Here is an 18,018-nt window from a genome sequence, read left to right on the forward strand (position 1 = left end):
ATTCTTAGTTCAATTTAAAGTAAGGATACATGAAAACATATCTTATATTATTCGCACTGATATTGATGGGTACCACCGGATATTCGCAACAGGACTCACAATATACTCAGTATATGTACAATACAATTACTATTAATCCGGCCTATGCGGGTTCGCGTGGCGCGATGAGTATTTTTGGAATGTACAGACGGCAATGGGTCGGATTAGACGGAGCACCAACTACAGCTACTGCGTCTATCAACACTCCTATAAATGATTCGAAAGTGGGTTTAGGTTTATCATTTATAAATGATCAAATAGGTCCGGCTACCGAGAACAATATCTCGGTAGACGTTTCCTATAGTATACAGGCATCAGAAGACTATACGGTTTCCTTTGGAATAAAAGGAACGGCTAATCTGTTTAGCCTGGATATTAACAAACTGAATATCCAGCATCAGGGCGATCCGCAGTTTCAGAATCTCAATATGGATTTTAGCCCTAATGTGGGCGCCGGAATTTATGTGCATTCCGATAACACCTATTTTGGTTTGTCGGTCCCTAATTTTCTGGAAACCAAACATTATAAAGACAATTCTGTTTCGGTAACCAAAGAGCGACTACACTATTATTTTATCGCAGGACATGTGTTTGATTTTAGCAGTGAATTAAAATTCAAACCGGCCTTGTTGGTAAAAGCGGTAGAAGGCGCACCGTTACAAGTTGATGTATCCGGAAACTTTCTGATTAGTGACAAACTTACCCTTGGTGTGGCCTATCGTTGGGATGCTGCCGTAAGTGCACTGGCCGGATTTCAGATATCGGATTCCTGGTTTATCGGCTATGCTTATGATGCAGAAACTACCCGATTGGCGAACTACAATTCGGGATCCCATGAGATTTTCCTCCGTTTCGAGTTTTTCAATAACTATAACCGGGTGTTAACGCCTCGTTTCTTCTAAATTTTATGATCATGAAAAAAATAGTTATACTTCTGTTCGCTTTTATCGGTACAACTGTTTCCTTCGCCCAAAAAGCCAGGATAAACAACGCCGATAAAAAATACGACCACTATGCCTATATAGACGCGATCAAAGTTTACGAAAAAGTGGCGGAAAAAGGATATAAGTCCGCAAACCTGTTCGAAAATCTTGGAAATGCCTATTATTTTAATGGCGAATTGGATAAGGCCGAAAAATGGTATGGGGAGCTTTTTGCTCTTAACCAGACCATCGAGCCGATCTATTATTTCCGCTATTCTCAGGCTTTAAAATCAGTGGGGCAATATGACAAAGCCGATCAAATGTTGGCCACTTTTTATAAAAAAACCAATGACCCGGCGGCTGGTGAACTACTTAATAATCCGGATTATGCTAAAAAGTTGCGTGAAGATTCCGGACGTTTTAAAGTGGAAAATTCCGGAACCAATACTAAATATTCGGACTATGGCCCAGCGTTTTACAATAACGAAGTTGTTTTTGCTTCAGCCCGCGATACCGGTGGTGTGTTTCATCGCAAACACCGATGGACGAATCAGTATTTTACTAAACTTTATGCGGCTCAGATATCCGATGATGGTTACCTCGCTCCTGCTCAAAAGTTTTCGGAAAGTATCGACACCCGTTTCCACGAAGCGACGCCGGTATTTACAAAAGACGGTACTACGATGTATTTTACCCGAAACAATTATAACGATGGTAAAAAAGGAAAAAGTTCCGACCGGATTGTAAAATTAAAAATTTATAAGGCGGTACTCTCTGACGGAAAATGGGATAATGTGACCGAAATGCCATTTAACAGCAACAATTACAGTACGGCACATCCGGCATTGAGTCCGGATGAAAAAACACTGTATTTTTCGTCCGATATGCCCGGTAGCCTTGGAAACTCCGATATTTATAAAGTAGCCATCAATAGCGATGGAACCTATGGCAAACCGGAAAATCTGGGAAAAACCATCAATACGTCCGGTAGGGAAACCTTTCCGTTTGTATCGCAAAAAAACGAATTGTATTTTGCTTCCGACGGGCATTTGGGAATTGGCGGATTGGATATTTTTAAATCCAAAATTCTAAAAGACGGTTATTCAACTCCTGAAAATCTGGGAAGTCCGTTAAACAGTCCTAAAGATGATTTTGCGTTGATCATGGACACTGAAAAACAGATGGGTTATTTTAGTTCCAATCGGGATGGTGGACAAGGATCGGATGATATTTATAAGGTTAAGGAATTCCGTTGCGAACAGCTTTTAAAAGGAATGATTACCGATAAAGAAAGCGGATTACCGTTGGCCACTGCCAAAGTATCCCTTTTTGATGCCACTATGAAACCTATGAGTTCTGTCCAAACGGATTCCGGCGGATTATATCGTTTTGAAACAATCGATTGTGATAAAACCTATTATGTCAGAGCCGAAAATGACGGTTATCAGACACGGGAAGTTAGTGTGATGATACCAGCCAAAACGGGTGAAACCATAGTAAACATCGAGCTGGAGAAAAAAGCTATTCCTATCGAACCGGGTATCGATCTGGCTAAAGTACTGGATATCGAAATCATCTATTTTGATCTGGATAAATGGAACATCCGTCCGGATGCCGAAGTGGAACTTCAAAAAGTAATTACCGTTCTAAAAGAACATCCGACGATAACCCTCGATATTCGTTCGCATACCGATAGTCGACAAACACATGCTTACAACGAACGTTTGTCCGACAGAAGAGCCAAATCGACTTTGGAATATATGGTAAAACACGGAATTGATCGCAATCGTCTAACCGCCAAAGGTTATGGTGAAACCCAACTGGTAAACCGTTGCTCCGACGGTGTTCCCTGCTCTGAAGCCGAGCATCAGCAAAACAGACGCAGCGAGTTTATCGTCATAAAAATGTAAAGTGTTCATTTTATTATATTGCTTTAAACGACAAAAGCATCCTCTTAAAAAAAGGATGCTTTTGCATTTTTGGTACTGGTCAGTTTATTTTTTAATAAAAATGTTTGTAATGTACATAGTCCCGTTGTTGTCTTTTCGAACGGCAACGCCAAAATTTGTATAATCCCCTTCAATATTCATCCGGTGCAAATCGCTGTTTAGCCAGGCATTAAAAGTGGACGAAATGGTTTCGTAACCATAGGCAATATTCTCGCCTACTTTTTTAGCGCCCAGTGTGGTTTTCAGGTTTTGCTCCCGTTCATTGAAATAGGAATGATCCACAATTTTAGTGGTAATCATATATTCGTCGTGCCCTTCAGACAGATACGAAATATGATTGATCTTTTCTAAAGGTGTTAGACCTTTACTAATCCGATACTCGTTAATTTTTTGTTCAATCTGTAATTCTTCCTGATTGTACGTAAAATTATTTACTACCTTATAATCCGTAGGGGTTTCATTGGCACTTTCTGTCGAACAGGAAGCCATCATCAAAAAGCACATCAAAATCGATGCGCCACGCAATAATCTCATAAGCATTAATCAAGTCTATTAAACACAGGGGCAATCTTTTACATATAAAAGACGCTACAAATGTATTTTAATATCGATTACGCGCAAAAAAAATCGATGAAATGACTTAAAAATTAACGTTTTTGACTTAATTGTCTTATTTTTAGGACGAAAGGCGTTCTATTTTCCAGTGGTAATCCGCTTCCAATGAATAGCGGATACGATCGTGAAGTCGGTTGGGACGTCCTTGCCAGAACTCTACAGCTACCGGGCGAACCAAAAAACCACCCCAATGTTCCGGGCGTGGAATGGTCTTCCCTTCGTAGGCTTTTTCGAGATCAGACAGTTTTTGTTCGAGATAATCGCGGGATGGAATCACATCACTCTGATCGGACGCGATCGCTCCTAATTTGCTACCATCCGGACGACTGTCAAAATAATTATCGGATACCGTTTTGGAGGTTTTTTCGGCAATCCCTTTAATGATCACCTGTCTTTCGGCTGTAGGCCAGAAAAAAGACAAACAAATATGCGGATTGGCTGTTATCGCCTTTCCTTTTTCAGAATTATAATTGGTAAAAAAAATAAAACCTTCTTCGTTGAATTTTTTAAGCAGTACAATACGCGATTTCGGAAAACCATCCAAACCAATCGTCGACACCGTCATGGCATTCACTTCTTCAATACCGCCAAAATCTTCCACTTCATAAAACCAGCGCTGGAAAAGATTGATTGGATCTTCCGGAATAGCGGTTTCGACCAAAGCCGATTTTTCGTAGGACTTTCTGTAGTTGCTCAAATCACTCATGGTATCGGTATTATAATTAGCAATGCTAAATTAGAAAGTTTTAAAATGCGGATTAAAAAATCCCCGTTAAAATTCGAACACTTTTCCATCATCACTCAACAACACATTTGGAAAAATCGTTTCGGCTTCCTCGCGGAACAGACTTATTTTTTCATATCGGGTTGAATAATGTCCCAATAAAAGCTGTTTTACGTTCGCAAGTCGGGCGATATTTGCTGCCTGTTTTGCCGTAGTGTGCAGGGTTTTTTCGGCCAGATGTGCTTCTGACTCCAGAAAGGTGCTTTCGTGGTAAAGTACTGTAGTTTGTTCAATCTGAGGAACAAGGGTTTCATCGTACACCGTATCGGAACAAAAGGCATAACTTTTTGGCGGTTCCGGATCGGTTGTTATTTTTTTATTGGGGATAACAGTACCATCGTCTAACGTGATATCCCCCCCATTTTTAATTTTCTGATAGTAACATTGATCAATCCCGTAATTCAAAATAGCATTAATGTCCAGTTTGCGTTCTTTTTCTTTTTCCTGAAAATGATAACCATTCGTATACACACGGTGTTTTAGCGGAATGGTTCGCACCAAAACTTTATCGTCTTCATAAACCACTTCACTTTCGGTACTTTCCAGTTCATGGAAATAGAGGTTATAACCGGTAAACGAACCGGACAAACGCAATTGTAGCAGGATGACTTCTTTGATTCCTTTTGGTCCGTAAACATGTAGATCGGCCACCCGGTTTAGGAGCATAAAAGTGGAGATTAATCCAACCAAACCATAAAAATGATCGCCGTGCAAATGGGAAATAAAAATATGTTCGATTTTTGAAAACCGAATTTTATTTTTACGTAACTGCACCTGCGTACCTTCGCCACAATCGATCAGGAACATCCGGTTCTGGATTTCTAAAACCTGTGCGGTCGGATTGGTAATAGTCCGGGGTGTGGCTGCATAACAGCCTAATATGGTTAATTTCATGAAATTGCGGTCGGATTAAAAGCCTAAATCGCGTTCGATCTCTTCCATTTCAATCATATCATGCGCTTCCAACAGTGTCGGAACGACCAAAAGAGAAGCCGGAACACTATTAAAATCGATAGCATTGGCGACTATTACAAAAGACTTTTTCCCTTTTTTATGGATTTTTGACAAAGGGGAACATAATTTTAAGGAGGCTATGGTTACACTTTCATCCTGAGTTACATCCAAAACCAGGTTGTGATTTTTGTAACTATTGTGCTGATCCGTAACTTTTTCCAGAAAAGTCTGGATGTTTCCTTCGGTATCTTTGATGATAATGGTATGACCTTTCTCTTCTACTTTCATTCGTTATACTTAATATAAATGCTAATTTACAGTATTTTTAGAATACTGTACGGAAATAAACGGACTAATTGGTGTACATTTCAGGAGTGATCCTGATTTTAAATAAAAAAGCACCTGTTTTATCACGATAGGAGTAAATAATCTGAACTTTATTGTCCCGAAAATAGCTCATATCGGGATTGGTTTTGATATTGCTGATCAAATTGGGTTCGATTACTTTTTGTGCCTGATCAATATCAACCTGTTCTTTATTAAGATTGATCAGTGTATAATTGTACTGGAATACTTTATTAGGCAATACCATCGAATTATCAAGTCGGGTTTCACGATCGACCGGAATAGGACATTGTTTATTGATTTCATGCGATACCGTAGTCAAATAACTTTCCAACGACGGTTTCATTAAATTGTGTACCGCAAAAAAGATCGCTATAAAAACGATAACTCCTATAACGATGCCAACAATGACCTTTGTTTTATCATTATTCTTCATCCTTCTTCATTTTTAAATCCAGACAATACACCACACTCATAAAGCTGGGTTTATACACTTCTTTTCGGGCTTTAATCTTTTGATAGTCCTTACCCGGCAAAAGCGTATTGATTTTCATTCCTTTAAAGTTAATTTTAAAACGTTCCAGATAAACCGTACTCTGCGCCGGAACCGTAAACACGACTCTATTGTTTTTAACAGATTTTTTCCAGGTTTTAAAATACCTTAGAAAAGAATCACTTTTAATCTCGTTTTCCGTTAGTAACCAGTTTTTGATTTCAATCTGAAAACCGTGATGAAATGATTTTTCAGGAAATGAAATCTGCATGGGTTGGTTGGTATAGTTCCGGATGCAACAAAATTCGGCCAGTGTACATCCTGACAGTATAAAAGAAAGCAATACTAACGCAAACCATTTTTTCATTTTGGGCTATTTAATTTTTGAAGCCAGCAAATAGATAACCGCCATTCGGATAGCGACACCATTTTCGACTTGATTCAGGATAACCGATTGTTGTGAATCGGCTACATCTGAAGTGATTTCAACACCGCGATTAATCGGTCCCGGGTGCATGATTATAATTTCTTTATTTAAGGAATCCAGTAAGGCTTTATCGACACCATATTGCTGGGCATACTCCCGCGTAGATGGGAAATAATTCACATCCATTCGTTCGTTCTGAACGCGTAGCATATTTGCTACATCACACCATTCCAATGCTTTACGTAGGTTTGGTTCAACTTTTACACCAAGACTTTCAATATACTTCGGAATTAGCGTATTGGGTCCGCAAACTTTAACTTCGGCACCTTGCATTTGTAGTGCAAAAATATTCGATAAGGCTACTCGGGAGTGCAAAATATCCCCTACAATTACGATTTTCTTTCCGGCTACTTCACCTAGTTTTTCGCGGATGGAAAAACTGTCCAGTAACGCTTGTGTCGGATGTTCGTGTGCACCGTCACCGGCATTTACAATACTGGCGTTTACATTTTGCGACAGAAAATGTGCCGCGCCCGGATTACTGTGCCGCATAACTACCATATCAACTTTCATCGAAAGGATGTTGTTTACCGTATCGATTAACGTCTCCCCTTTTTTTACTGACGATTGTGCTGCGGAAAAACTGATTACATCGGCCGATAAACGTTTCTGCGCCAATTCGAACGACAATTTTGTCCGGGTACTGTTTTCGAAGAAAATATTCGCAATAGTCACATCCCGTAAAGACGGAACTTTTTTAATGGGTCGGTTAATTACTTCTTTAAAATGATCTGCCGTTTCAAAAATCAGATCGATATCGTTTTTATTGATGTATTTTATTCCAAGTAAATGATTGACACTTAACTCTTTCATTGTTGTGTTGTTGCTTAATTAGTTGTTGGTTGTTGTTTTAGACACTAATAGGACTTCATCGGCTCCTTCATTCTGTTTCCAGTTTACGATCACCCTTTCGTTGTTAATCGCATCCACCTGTCGTCCGCGGTAATCCGGTTGGATTGGTAAATGACGGCTAAAACGACGGTCGATCAATACCAGTAACTCAATTTCCGACGGTCGGCCAAACGATTGAATTGCGGTTAAAGCCGATCGGATACTACGTCCCGTATATAAAACGTCGTCGATAAAAACCACTTTTTTGTCTTCCACCAGGAAATCAATCTGGGTTTTATTGGCTTCCAGCGGTTTTTCATTCCGACGGAAATCATCTCTGAAAAATGTGATATCCAAAAAGCCGAGTGCTACGTCTTTTACCTGATATTCATCTTCTAAAAGTGCTTTGATTCGTTCTGCTAAATACTTCCCTCTGGGTTGAATCCCGATAAGAATAGTGTTTGTAAAATCAAGATGTTTCTCGATTAACTGACAGGCCAAACGGTGCAGAATGATATTGACTTCTTTCGAAGTGAGCAATATTTTTTGACTCATAATGAAGTGTTGTGTTTGGAGGGTAAAAGTACAATAAATTTGTGTAAACTGCGAAATGCTTTTCCTAAAAAACAAATTTTAAGAGAAAGGATACTGCTTTGTAACGGAACCTTAAAAAAGTCTAAAATCGGTCTGTTTCCCGGAAAAATATAACTATATTTGAATATGACAGCCGCATTACCCAATCTGAAAAATTACCTGCAATCCAAAGCCGGAATAACGGAAGAACAATTCGAAGCGCTTACCCAAAATCTAAAAACAGCCACAATTGAAAAAGGAGGAATACTGTTACAACAGGGCGAAATTTGTCATCATTCCTTTTTTGTAGAACAGGGTTTGCTTCGCTCCTATACTATTGATGATTCCGGAAAAGAACACATTATACAATTTGCCACTGAAAACTGGATTATCAGCGACCGGAGTAGTATTTTTTTTAACGAACCGTCCGATTTTTTTATCGATGCAGTCGAACCGACCACTTTTGTTTATCTCGACCAGCAATTTATCCACAAGGCGTCCGAAATAAGTGCCGCATTCCGTATTTTTAACGAAAAGGCACTGCAAAATCATATCCGGCATTTACAAAAACGAATTAACCTGTTACTTGCCGCCACAGCCGAACAACGGTATCTCGACTTTATAAAACTGTATCCGGATGTAACCCTACGCGTTCCGCAATGGATGATCGCTTCGTATCTGGGCATTACGCCCGAAAGTTTAAGTCGTGTACGGAAAGAACTCGCCAAACGCAATTTCAAACCCTATTGATTGCATTTCTTATCCTAGATCAATGCCTAAACAATGTTCGGATAGTAATTTTGTACTATAACTTTTAAAAAGGAACAATCATGGCAACAAAAAATATTGAAATCGTAGTCGCACCTAAAACCCCGCATTTTGTAGGCGACGGTTTTCGCGTGCACAATTTTATTCCAAGTGGCTATCATTTGGATATGGAACGTATGAGTCCGTTTATTATGATGGACTATAATTCCAAATACCACTTTGCCCCTTCCGAAATCCCAAGAGGCGTTGGCGTTCACCCACACCGTGGATTTGAAACGGTTACCATTGCCTATAAAGGAAAAGTAGCTCACCACGACAGTTCAGGAAACAGCGGTGTAATTGGCGAAGGCGATGTACAATGGATGACAGCTGCTTCCGGGGTATTACACAAAGAATACCACGAAAAAGAATTTAGTAAAACCGGTGGCGAATTCCAGATGGTACAATTATGGGTAAACCTTCCGGCCAAAGACAAAATGTCGCAACCGAAATACCAGGGTATTATCAATGATCAGATTGAAAAATACATTTTACCGGACAATGCAGGATTAATTGAAGTCATTGCCGGAGAATATCAAGGCGTAAAAGGTGCCGCTTCTACATTTACACCGGTACACCTGCAAAATGCAAAATTAAACAAAGGCGGAAAAGCCTGGTTTTCATTTCCCGCAGCCTATAATACCGCTTTATTGGTTATTCAGGGCAGCATAAAAGTGAACGAAGCGGAAGAAATCCCAACGGATCATTTTGTTTTGTTTGAAAATGAAGGAGAAGATTTTTTGATAGAAGCATTGGAAAACGACACGATTGTATTAATTTTAAGCGGAGCCCCGATTAACGAACCGATTGCCGCACATGGGCCGTTTGTGATGAACACCCGCGAGGAAATTATCCAGGCTTTTGAAGACGTTAATATGGGACGTTTCGGTTATCTGGAAGACTAAAAAAACTAAAAAACAACATAAAAAATGTCTAATATTCAATTAATCATAGAAGAGCGCGCTGCCAATATCGGTAACTTTATGGTAGGGCGCCTCTTACCCTTTCGCGAAAAACGAACGGTTGGTCCTTTTGCTTTTATCGACCATATGGGCCCGGCCTATTTAAAAGACTATCAAAACCTTGATGTCGCGCCGCATCCGCATATTGGCTTATCGACTTTAACTTATTTGTTTGAAGGCAGTATTATGCACAAAGACAGTCTGGGGTCGGAAATTGAAATTCAACCGGGTGCCGTAAACTGGATGACTGCCGGAAAGGGAATTGTACATTCTGAAAGAACACCGCAGTATTTGCGAACATCGGATAAAGTATTACACGGATTACAGATTTGGGTCGCTTTGCCTAAAGAACTGGAACAAATGGAACCGTCATTTGTACATGTCGACAAAGAAGATTTGCCGCATTGGGAAGAAAACGGACTTTCTTTTAAACTAATAGCCGGAGAAGCTTTTGGTCGCAAATCAGGCGTACCAGTTTACAGTCCGTTGTATTTTATAGAAATTAAAAGTACTTCAGCACAAAAAGTAAGTATCGGAAACGATTTATATGGAGAAAGCGCCCTATACATACTCGAAGGTAGTATTAAAAGTGACGGAAACACCTTTGATCCGAAACAAATTCTGATCGCAAAAGACAGTACGCTTTGCGAATTTGAAATGGGTGAAAACACCACCGTTTATATTTTCGGCGGAGAAGCCTTTCCGGAAGAACGTTTTATTTTCTGGAATTTTGTCGCTTCCGACAAAGCCTTGATCGAAGCAGCCAAGGAACGTTGGGAAAAACAGGAATTTCCGAAAGTTCCGGGAGAAACTGAGTTTGTTCCGTTACCGCCACCACCTAAATTTTAAGCCTATGGAAAGGATCACGGCACAAATTGGAAAAGATCGTTATACCACGGCAATAACCGCCCGGAAGCACCGTCTTATTTCGGACGAACCGGAAGATATGGGTGGACAGGATCTTGGATTCGCACCACAGGAATTATTTGCAGCTGCTCTTGCCAGTTGTACCATTATTACGCTTCGAATGTATGCCGATCGTAAAGGTTGGGATGTCGAAAGTATTGCTATCGATGTTACTTTCGATCGTGATGCGGCTGCCAACGTCACCCGGCTGGAACGCAAAATTGAGTTTACCGGAAATCTGGACCAAACTCAGAAAGAACGTTTAAAAGTGATCGCCAACAGTTGCCCGATACACAAAACATTAACCAATCCTATAGAAATTACAACAACCGTACAGTAAATACAATTATGACCATAGAACAAATCAACAACGACAAAAAAGGATTTTTTAAAGCCATTTCCGATGGAAAAGAAGCCGGATTAATGACTTATAGCTGGGCAGGTTCGGACAAAATTATCATCGATCATACCGAAGTAAATCCGGATTTTAAAGGACAAAATGTAGGGAAAAACATGGTGATGGAAGCCGTAGCTTTTGCCCGCAAGAATCATATTAAAATCATGCCGCTGTGTCCGTTTGCGAAAAGCGTTTTTGATAAAAACACGGATATCCATGACGTATTATTCTAAAAATCAAACACCTGTCTGGTTTTAAAAACCGGACAGGTGTAAACTATTCTATATCAAACCGGATTAGGCTTTGTTTTTAAAGAAATCGGAATATTCTTTTTTGTCAGCTCCAATAAAACAACGTCCTTCCGACTTATCATTAGCAACATCAAAATACTTCCAGGCATCATCTTTTCTTTCTAAATGATATAATACCCTGCCAGCCATATATTCCCGGTCGCCATCATCATGTCTGTCTAAAGCACTTTTGATAAGTTTTTTTGCCACTCTAATGCTTCTTCATACTTTTCCACTTTATTAAGTGCAAAAACCAATGAATTGGCAATTAAGTAACTTTCGGGCTTATCCGTTTTGGGTTCCGGTAAAACATCCCAGGCATTTTTAAATAAAACAATTGCATTTTCTGTATTTCCAGATTTGAATTCGGTCAAAGCATCTTTTTCAAATTGCTTAATTTTTATTTGATAGTCTTCCATTTTTTGTTCGCTTGCTAATTGATAAAAATTTTCTTTAAAATGTTTTTGTTTTTAAATATAGAAAAGTCGTAAATTACTTACATATTTGCACATTCTTAATTTGTATATTTACTAAAACCTTCAGATATTCGGGCGCTATGCACAAGTCTGTCACAGACTCTGAAACCTAGCCCGGTTTTTAAGACAAAACTGCCTGTAGAACAGATAACAATTAGCCATATCACAAAGTGAAATATCCAAATAAATTTAATCAATAATTATAAAAAAATGATTTACGATTTAGCAAACAAGTTCAAAGACTTAAAAAATGAATTAGACAATAATGACCATTTTGATGTATATGCACGATATGATGATAATGAAGATTTGATGCAAGCGCAGCTCAATAATCAACTCATAAATTTAAACGGAGATGATGAGGACGAAGACGAAAGTTATGTTCCGGAATACACCTTCGGATTAGATGATTCCTTTAAAGAATTGATCGAAGCAACCTGGAAAAACATGATGCAGTATGAATGTTCTTTCGAAAATCAAAGTTTTTATGGGTCCTATTCCTTTAATCATCCTTATGTTTTTATAGATGAAAAACCTTGGCTTACTGATTTGGTAGAAGAGGATAATAAAGATTATGAAATTATTAAAAACTTAAGAGTCTTTGACAATACCAATGTAAAGTATCAATTCGGATGCATTAATTACCAAAAAGGTGCTTCAAAAGAAATTTTTGAAAAAGAAATCTATTTATTTCACGATGAGCACTTGATTCACCTTAATTTGACTTTCGAAGAATATTTAAATAATTGTGTAGCATTAATGGCTTGTGAAAACTGGCAAATGCTATTTGCTGATCCGAATGAAGTTTCAAGATATTCAAAAGAATTAAACCAACTCAAAACAGCTTACAACGTACTTTCAAAAATTTTCCCTGAAAAAGATTTTGAATTGTTTAAAAACAAGCTTTCAGAGCATAAGCTTTTATAAATACTTCAAAAATAGCGAAGTGTCAAATATTATATAAAAATGAAAACAGCAGTTTTAAAATTAAATGGCATTTTTAATATGTCTTTTGATAAAACATTTTTTACGGGTGAGGCTGAAAATTTTGATGCTATTTCAGGTAAATCAAAATGGGATATTTTTATTAATGATGTATTTTATGACACCATCGAATTTGAGAATGAAAACCTGCCATTGCATAAATCAGATCGTAAATCAAAAAACAGATCTTTTACGTACAATGGTATTTTTAATAAAGATTTATTAGATTTTAAAACTCAGACTATAATCTTGAAATTACAGGAATAGCGATATACACGATCACAAAAATTAAGATTTAAAAGCTTCGTATACAACCGACACCGTTTTTTTATAAAAACTTTAAAATAAAAACTCCTGCAATTGCAGGAGTTTTCGTTGTTTACCTGGCCCTTATATAAACAATCCACTATTTAACGATAAGCTTGGCAGTAAACAATTTTCGGGAATGAATTTTCAGGATATAAACACCGGTTGGTAAATCCTGAGTGATCAATGAATATTTATTGTTATTGACGTTTTTCGTCGCATACATTAGTTTTCCTTCGGTATTAAAAACCTCGATCAGATCGATCGGATAATCCGACTGAACAATCGTCTGATTCGTATTATTCGTTGGATTCGGATACACTTTTAATCCGTTGTCGATCTTAAATTTATCACCGCCTAAAGTACCATCAACTACTTCAAACGAAACGCGGTTGGACACTTCGTTATACGAATCGTTGGTGAACATTACCAGAAAGTAATTTCCGGTTTCTGTTGGTAAAGCCGTTCCGGTTAACGCCAGGGTTCCTTCCGCCTGACCGTTAAAATAGGTATAACTTAATAACGGATCGATATTTGGATTTTCTCCTTCGTGGTAAATTCCCAACCAGTCTTTTACAATCCCCGGTGCATCGGTCCAGGAAGCTACAATTTGCTCTCCTAAATCGTAAACCGGTTTGTTAATCCACAATTCGGTAACCAGATTTCCAACTTTAAAGAAAGCTTTATTTCCAATAGCATTATAACCATCCTGTAAAAAATATTCGGCATAATAATACCCGGTTGGTAAATTGGTAAAGATCTTTGCTCCGGAAGCCGTTGTCACATATTGATAGGCCGTTGCCGTAACTTGTCCCGGAATATGTCCCATTTTATAAATTCCGATCCAGTCATTTGCCAATTGCGGTCCGTTAGCAAACGTAACGGTAACCGGCATTCCGACAGCATATTCTTCCTGATCGGTCGTAACTGTTGGAATCGGTCCGACATAAAAATACTGACGTGGTGCGATTTCGGTATAACCGCCATTCGAAAAAATAGCCGCATAATAACGTCCTTTATTCGGTAAACCATTCGTAAAAGTGATAGCTCCATTTGGATTCCCATTGGTATACTGCCAGGTTTGCGATGGCGAAGATGACCCCGGCGTCTGACTGTCTTTATACAATCCGATCCAGGTTGCCGTACTGGCCGGTGCATCGGTATAGTTTACTTTGATTGTGCTGTTTTGTGCATAGGTTGTCGCATCCGTAACAATAGCGGTATTTACAACATTACTTCCGGTAATCGTAAATGTTTTGACATCACTCCACGGTGACCATTCCAAATTGCGATCACGGTAACGTAGCTTCAAATAATATTGTCCATTTGGAATCGAATTGGCACCTAATGTCATTTTAGTAATATCAACACCTAAATTGCGATCAACGGTAGAATCCCTTTTGGTTTGGTACATTCCGTATAAATTTTCAAAATCGCGGTACACTTCTTTTGTGATGATATTAAAATCGGCGGTTTTTGAAATCTGGAACTGTGTGGTATTCAATAACTCGCCCGAAGTTGTCGTATAAGCGCTTCCATTTAACGTTAACGGTAAGGTTACGCTTCCGGTAAACGTATTCTCGATACTCGGTTTTTCGGGAGCCGGTTTGTTTTTATAACGGTGAAATTCGTCCATCAGCTGGTTGTTTTTCCAACCGTCAACACTTCCGATCGAATAACTCTCCACATCCATTTTACCATTAACCACATCGATATCCACAATTTGATAAATCCAGTTACAAATGGTCTTCTGTACATCTTCAAAATCCTCTTCGGAAGACATTCCCCAATACTGATCCCAGGCCGTTCCACCGGATATAATATTATAAGCCGGCGAATTTTTTAACTGACCACGATGGTATAAATGATGGTGCGCCCCGATATGCATAATATATTTGGACGAAGTGGTTAAAAACGGCACCGCAGTATTGCGTACCCAGGTTGAAATATCCCCTACGTATTGTTCTGCCTGGTACGGACGGTGACTTAACGAAAAAATCCAGTCCACCGTAGGATCGGTATTTGCAGCAGCAACAACCTGTTGTAACCAATTCATCTGAGCGGCTCCGGTATGTTCCGAACTCATACTGATAAACAATACGTTTCCAGCTTGTTGCGCATAATAATTTTCCGTTCCGGATGAAATTCCTTTATAGGATAACTCACTGATATAGAAATGATCATAATACGATTGCATTCCCAGAGTACCATAAGTTTCGTGATTTCCAACGGTAGTCTGAATCGGAATATTACCCGACAAACCGCGATTCTTTTTAAAGTGAACATGCTCATAATGATCCAATGTTCCCACATCCACCTGATCGCCCACCATAAATGTCATCGCGATATTATCTTCCGGTGATAGGTTAGCACCCCATTTTTCACGTACCTTACGCTTTGCAGCCGAAACCAGTGAATCATAACGCGGTACGGCTTTTAGCTGATTATCACCCATAATCAGGAAACGGATATGGCCGTCAGGTGTAGCAGCTTGTCCCGGATTAGGAAGCGTTTTAAACGAATACACGTCCGAAACGGAAGTACCGGTTTTAATTTTGTAATAATACTTGGTGTTGGGCGCTAAGTTGATCAACTTAACATTGTGGTAGAAATAATTTCCGGGATAGCCGGAATCGGTAAAAATGTTGGTATTTCCGGTAACGGTAACATTCAAATCGTTTGCAGCCGTTCCATATTCTACAATCGATTCCGTATTACTTTCGGTTTTCCAGGTCACATAAACCGAGTTGGGCGTGACGTTCTGTAAATACGGATACAGCGTTTGCGCCCCGGCAGTCAGGCTGACCACCAGGAGCAGTAACAAGTACATTTTTTTCATAAATAGTGTGTTTCGTTAGACGCTGCAAAAGTATCTTTCCGATTGGCGATTTCTTTTAAACCAAGGTTACCCTTTCACCCTATTTTTTTACTTTATCGTTAAAAATGTTAAATTATTATCGCTACTTCGCTTTATAATACAAAAAACCGTCTTTTCGGGCATAACAAAAGAACTTTCCGTCATTATCGATCAATCCGAAAAGAAGCAGTCCTTTTTCTTTTTGATAATTCCGGTCGTAAAAACCAATTTTATACGGAAAAACAGGCTGTACGATATTGGCCTCTTTAAAATCAGCACCTAAAACGAAACCGTATAATCCGCCTTTTTTAAGGCTTACAAAATCATCCTGATGTCCCGGAAAATGAGCCGTATTCCACTCTATTTCATCGTATTCTGCGGGTAATACAATGCCGTCATAAGCCGTTATAATACCGTATTTACCATTCTGTTTAAAACGCCAGTTTTTATTATATACTCTAATGTCGGTTCTGGTCTTTGAAAACGATTTAACCAATCCAAAAGGATCCAACTCCTCATACATTAGTGGAAGGATCACTTTTTCATCCGAGTCGATAAGACCATATTGTATTGTTTGTGTCGTCACATCTTTTTGACCTACAACAAATAACAACTGGTCCTGTCCGGAATGTGTGAACTTTATCGGGCTAATACTATCATATTTACACGAAATCATACGCTCCTGAGAAAGTAGCATTCCATATAGATCACCACTTTTAAAACGGATAATATTTTTCTGTGTGACTCTTTTTTCTTCAGTATCCTGCGTTGTACTCGTATAAGGAAAACTTTCAAAAGAATAGGTTTGTCCGGCTGGCACTGGAGGCATTGGAAATTCCGTTTCCGTTTTAGCTTCTTTCTGACCTGCGATTAGCTCCTTCAGAAAAAGTTTTTCGTCTTTTATTTCGAACGTATGGACAATATATTGTTTCACTACTTTCGGTCTCTTTTTTTCAATAGCATCATTAGGAACAGTTGCGTTTACTCCTGTTCCATAAGCCGGTGGTGGTGGCACTGCTTCGGTAGTATAATTAGGTTTACCGGTACCGCTACCATACTCCGGATCGCCTGTAAGTTCTGTGGTTCCATATTCTTTTTCGAACCGTTCCTTAACTCCTGGTCGGTATTCTGTAGTTAACGGTTGTAATACAAATTTCCCATCGATATGGTTTACCTGCATCGACATTGGGCTATCCGATTTCGCTTTTGAAGCCGTTAAAGCAATAGATTTACCAGGAACGGTTAATCCTCTGTCTAATTTGATTTTATCATAATCCTTTAAAAGCCATTCTGAAATTTTTTGCTTATCGCAATCATATACAAACAAGCTAAACTGATCGTCAAAATTAGTCGTGGCCATTAAGGCAAATCGGGCTCTTTTAGCACCGGTAGCACTAACACCAGTGGTATCAACAGGAATAATTTTCTTAAAATTATCCGGATAAATAGTCTCCCCTTTCAAGTTAAATAAAGCATAGCCTTCCCGGTTTCGTCTTTTAAAATCGTTGTATTCTTTTTCATTTTTAAAGGTACTCGTTGAACGACTAACACGATTTCTTTTTAAAACAGCAATGATAAATTTATTGGGTTCTATCCCAAATTCATCGTATTCCGGTCCGGAAACCAGCGTTTTACCGTTATACGCCAGTCCGTTTTCTTCTTTATTTTTAAAGGAAAAATAGCCTTTGGGCATCTTGCGGTTGTAGCTTATCTGATCAAATTTATTTTTATTGACCAGCTTACCATTATAATCTGATATTCCATAAACATTACCAACGCGAAAAGGAATAGTAACCTCCTGACTAAAAGCCTGAAACGAAAAAAGTAAGCCGAGCCCAACGTGTAAAAATAACCTCATAGTAATTTTGATTGATGTTCAAATATAGTATTTATTGCCATTTTAAAAATCATGCCTTTCCGGTTAAACACAAATTTTAAAAAAATGGTTACAAAAACGGTATAAAAAAAGCTGCTCGAAAAAGCAGCCTGTATCTATTTTTTAAATTTTAAACCTGACAGGTTTTGGAAACCTGTCAGGTT

21 protein-coding genes are annotated in these 18,018 nt (G+C 38.7%); 9 read left to right on the top strand and 12 right to left on the bottom strand.

The window, feature by feature from the left end; genetic code table 11:
* The first annotated feature begins 29 nt into the window (after positions 1–29).
* Both E6C50_RS02420 and E6C50_RS02425 read left to right on the top strand, forming a co-directional pair.
* Positions 30–941: a PorP/SprF family type IX secretion system membrane protein gene (locus tag E6C50_RS02420; protein ID WP_136401603.1), complete on the top strand. Its 912-nt coding sequence runs from the start codon at positions 30–32 to the stop codon at positions 939–941.
* Between the two features lie 11 nt (positions 942–952).
* Entirely contained in the window at positions 953–2,872 is a 1,920-nt protein-coding gene (locus E6C50_RS02425; protein WP_136401604.1) for an OmpA family protein, read from the top strand.
* An 84-nt stretch (positions 2,873–2,956) separates the two neighbouring features.
* Here E6C50_RS02425 and E6C50_RS02430 read toward each other — a convergent pair whose 3' ends face one another.
* From E6C50_RS02430 to pyrR, 8 genes are all read right to left on the bottom strand, one after another.
* A complete protein-coding gene (locus E6C50_RS02430) occupies positions 2,957–3,445 on the bottom strand; it encodes a CAP domain-containing protein (protein WP_230978939.1) in 489 nt (162 codons plus the stop codon).
* A gap of 142 nt (positions 3,446–3,587) precedes the next feature.
* Positions 3,588–4,232 (bottom strand): pyridoxamine 5'-phosphate oxidase, encoded by a 645-nt coding sequence (gene pdxH / locus E6C50_RS02435; protein WP_136401605.1) that lies wholly within the window; start codon positions 4,230–4,232, stop codon positions 3,588–3,590.
* 66 nt (positions 4,233–4,298) lie between these two features.
* Positions 4,299–5,204, bottom strand: coding sequence for a ribonuclease Z (locus E6C50_RS02440; protein ID WP_136401606.1), 906 nt, complete (start codon positions 5,202–5,204; stop codon positions 4,299–4,301).
* Between the two features lie 15 nt (positions 5,205–5,219).
* Positions 5,220–5,552: a ribonuclease Z gene (locus E6C50_RS02445; RefSeq protein ID WP_136401607.1), complete on the bottom strand. Its 333-nt coding sequence runs from the start codon at positions 5,550–5,552 to the stop codon at positions 5,220–5,222.
* 64 nt (positions 5,553–5,616) lie between these two features.
* Positions 5,617–6,045 carry a hypothetical protein gene (locus E6C50_RS02450; protein ID WP_136401608.1) on the bottom strand — a complete coding sequence of 143 codons (429 nt, stop codon included), beginning with the start codon at positions 6,043–6,045 and terminating at the stop codon, positions 5,617–5,619.
* Entirely contained in the window at positions 6,035–6,469 is a 435-nt protein-coding gene (locus tag E6C50_RS02455; RefSeq protein WP_136401609.1) for a hypothetical protein, read from the bottom strand. The genes E6C50_RS02450 and E6C50_RS02455 overlap by 11 nt, the downstream gene beginning before the upstream one ends.
* Before the next feature lie 6 nt (positions 6,470–6,475).
* Complete coding sequence (locus E6C50_RS02460; protein ID WP_136401610.1) at positions 6,476–7,402, bottom strand: aspartate carbamoyltransferase catalytic subunit; 927 nt, start codon at positions 7,400–7,402, stop codon at positions 6,476–6,478.
* Between the two features lie 18 nt (positions 7,403–7,420).
* On the bottom strand, positions 7,421–7,975 hold the full coding sequence (gene pyrR / locus E6C50_RS02465) for a bifunctional pyr operon transcriptional regulator/uracil phosphoribosyltransferase PyrR (RefSeq protein ID WP_136401611.1): 555 nt from the start codon (positions 7,973–7,975) through the stop codon (positions 7,421–7,423).
* Positions 7,976–8,140: 165 nt separating this feature from the next.
* Between pyrR and E6C50_RS02470 the strand changes: the two genes are divergently transcribed.
* The 5 genes from E6C50_RS02470 (at position 8,141) to E6C50_RS02490 (ending at position 11,298) form a co-directional block, all read left to right on the top strand.
* Positions 8,141–8,743 (top strand): Crp/Fnr family transcriptional regulator, encoded by a 603-nt coding sequence (locus tag E6C50_RS02470; RefSeq protein WP_136401612.1) that lies wholly within the window; start codon positions 8,141–8,143, stop codon positions 8,741–8,743.
* A gap of 80 nt (positions 8,744–8,823) precedes the next feature.
* Positions 8,824–9,705 carry a pirin family protein gene (locus tag E6C50_RS02475; RefSeq protein ID WP_136401613.1) on the top strand — a complete coding sequence of 294 codons (882 nt, stop codon included), beginning with the start codon at positions 8,824–8,826 and terminating at the stop codon, positions 9,703–9,705.
* Between the two features lie 24 nt (positions 9,706–9,729).
* Positions 9,730–10,611, top strand: a complete 882-nt coding sequence (locus E6C50_RS02480) for a pirin family protein (protein ID WP_136401614.1) — start codon at positions 9,730–9,732, stop codon at positions 10,609–10,611.
* 4 nt (positions 10,612–10,615) lie between these two features.
* Positions 10,616–11,008 carry an OsmC family protein gene (locus E6C50_RS02485; protein WP_136401615.1) on the top strand — a complete coding sequence of 131 codons (393 nt, stop codon included), beginning with the start codon at positions 10,616–10,618 and terminating at the stop codon, positions 11,006–11,008.
* A gap of 8 nt (positions 11,009–11,016) precedes the next feature.
* Positions 11,017–11,298, top strand: coding sequence for a GNAT family N-acetyltransferase (locus E6C50_RS02490; RefSeq protein WP_230978940.1), 282 nt, complete (start codon positions 11,017–11,019; stop codon positions 11,296–11,298).
* A gap of 63 nt (positions 11,299–11,361) precedes the next feature.
* On the opposite strand, the gene E6C50_RS02495 is transcribed toward E6C50_RS02490, so the two are convergent.
* The gene (locus E6C50_RS02495) at positions 11,362–11,565 is read right to left on the bottom strand and encodes a hypothetical protein (protein WP_136401616.1); all 204 of its coding nucleotides are present in this window, start codon (positions 11,563–11,565) and stop codon (positions 11,362–11,364) included.
* Complete coding sequence (locus E6C50_RS02500) at positions 11,535–11,774, bottom strand: hypothetical protein (protein WP_136401617.1); 240 nt, start codon at positions 11,772–11,774, stop codon at positions 11,535–11,537. Before E6C50_RS02500 ends, E6C50_RS02495 begins: the two co-directional genes overlap by 31 nt.
* 267 nt (positions 11,775–12,041) lie before the next feature.
* Here E6C50_RS02500 and E6C50_RS02505 point away from each other — a divergent pair, with 267 nt between their 5' ends.
* Together E6C50_RS02505 and E6C50_RS02510 are read left to right on the top strand one after the other, a co-directional pair.
* Positions 12,042–12,758, top strand: a complete 717-nt coding sequence (locus E6C50_RS02505) for a hypothetical protein (RefSeq protein WP_136401618.1) — start codon at positions 12,042–12,044, stop codon at positions 12,756–12,758.
* Between the two features lie 39 nt (positions 12,759–12,797).
* Positions 12,798–13,082 (top strand): hypothetical protein, encoded by a 285-nt coding sequence (locus E6C50_RS02510; RefSeq protein ID WP_136401619.1) that lies wholly within the window; start codon positions 12,798–12,800, stop codon positions 13,080–13,082.
* A gap of 139 nt (positions 13,083–13,221) precedes the next feature.
* Here E6C50_RS02510 and E6C50_RS02515 read toward each other — a convergent pair whose 3' ends face one another.
* Both E6C50_RS02515 and E6C50_RS02520 read right to left on the bottom strand, forming a co-directional pair.
* Positions 13,222–15,960 (bottom strand): fibronectin type III domain-containing protein, encoded by a 2,739-nt coding sequence (locus tag E6C50_RS02515; protein ID WP_136401620.1) that lies wholly within the window; start codon positions 15,958–15,960, stop codon positions 13,222–13,224.
* Between the two features lie 121 nt (positions 15,961–16,081).
* The gene (locus E6C50_RS02520; RefSeq protein WP_136401621.1) at positions 16,082–17,836 is read right to left on the bottom strand and encodes a WG repeat-containing protein; all 1,755 of its coding nucleotides are present in this window, start codon (positions 17,834–17,836) and stop codon (positions 16,082–16,084) included.
* Between the last annotated feature and the right edge of the window lie 182 nt (positions 17,837–18,018).

Origin of the sequence: Flavobacterium supellecticarium (genome assembly GCF_004801375.1) — a bacterium.
In the GTDB taxonomy this organism is placed as follows: Bacteria; Bacteroidota; Bacteroidia; order Flavobacteriales; family Flavobacteriaceae; genus Flavobacterium; species Flavobacterium supellecticarium.

Bases quoted from the DNA above. Each gene is read 5' to 3' on its own strand.
- E6C50_RS02430 (WP_230978939.1), bottom strand. From the start codon at position 3,445: ATGAGATTATTGCGTGGCGCATCGATTTTGATGTGCTTTTTGATGATG.
- E6C50_RS02485 (WP_136401615.1), top strand. From the start codon at position 10,616: ATGGAAAGGATCACGGCACAAATTGGAAAAGATCGTTATACCACGGCA.
- E6C50_RS02490 (WP_230978940.1), top strand. From the start codon at position 11,017: ATGACCATAGAACAAATCAACAACGACAAAAAAGGATTTTTTAAAGCC.
- E6C50_RS02480 (WP_136401614.1), top strand. From the start codon at position 9,730: ATGTCTAATATTCAATTAATCATAGAAGAGCGCGCTGCCAATATCGGT.
- pyrR (WP_136401611.1), bottom strand. From the start codon at position 7,975: ATGAGTCAAAAAATATTGCTCACTTCGAAAGAAGTCAATATCATTCTG.
- E6C50_RS02500 (WP_136401617.1), bottom strand. From the start codon at position 11,774: ATGGAAGACTATCAAATAAAAATTAAGCAATTTGAAAAAGATGCTTTG.
- E6C50_RS02515 (WP_136401620.1), bottom strand. From the start codon at position 15,960: ATGAAAAAAATGTACTTGTTACTGCTCCTGGTGGTCAGCCTGACTGCC.
- E6C50_RS02440 (WP_136401606.1), bottom strand. From the start codon at position 5,204: ATGAAATTAACCATATTAGGCTGTTATGCAGCCACACCCCGGACTATT.
- E6C50_RS02460 (WP_136401610.1), bottom strand. From the start codon at position 7,402: ATGAAAGAGTTAAGTGTCAATCATTTACTTGGAATAAAATACATCAAT.
- E6C50_RS02470 (WP_136401612.1), top strand. From the start codon at position 8,141: ATGACAGCCGCATTACCCAATCTGAAAAATTACCTGCAATCCAAAGCC.
- E6C50_RS02425 (WP_136401604.1), top strand. From the start codon at position 953: ATGAAAAAAATAGTTATACTTCTGTTCGCTTTTATCGGTACAACTGTT.
- E6C50_RS02420 (WP_136401603.1), top strand. From the start codon at position 30: ATGAAAACATATCTTATATTATTCGCACTGATATTGATGGGTACCACC.
- E6C50_RS02445 (WP_136401607.1), bottom strand. From the start codon at position 5,552: ATGAAAGTAGAAGAGAAAGGTCATACCATTATCATCAAAGATACCGAA.
- E6C50_RS02455 (WP_136401609.1), bottom strand. From the start codon at position 6,469: ATGAAAAAATGGTTTGCGTTAGTATTGCTTTCTTTTATACTGTCAGGA.
- E6C50_RS02505 (WP_136401618.1), top strand. From the start codon at position 12,042: ATGATTTACGATTTAGCAAACAAGTTCAAAGACTTAAAAAATGAATTA.
- E6C50_RS02520 (WP_136401621.1), bottom strand. From the start codon at position 17,836: ATGAGGTTATTTTTACACGTTGGGCTCGGCTTACTTTTTTCGTTTCAG.
- pdxH (WP_136401605.1), bottom strand. From the start codon at position 4,232: ATGAGTGATTTGAGCAACTACAGAAAGTCCTACGAAAAATCGGCTTTG.
- E6C50_RS02475 (WP_136401613.1), top strand. From the start codon at position 8,824: ATGGCAACAAAAAATATTGAAATCGTAGTCGCACCTAAAACCCCGCAT.
- E6C50_RS02450 (WP_136401608.1), bottom strand. From the start codon at position 6,045: ATGAAGAATAATGATAAAACAAAGGTCATTGTTGGCATCGTTATAGGA.
- E6C50_RS02510 (WP_136401619.1), top strand. From the start codon at position 12,798: ATGAAAACAGCAGTTTTAAAATTAAATGGCATTTTTAATATGTCTTTT.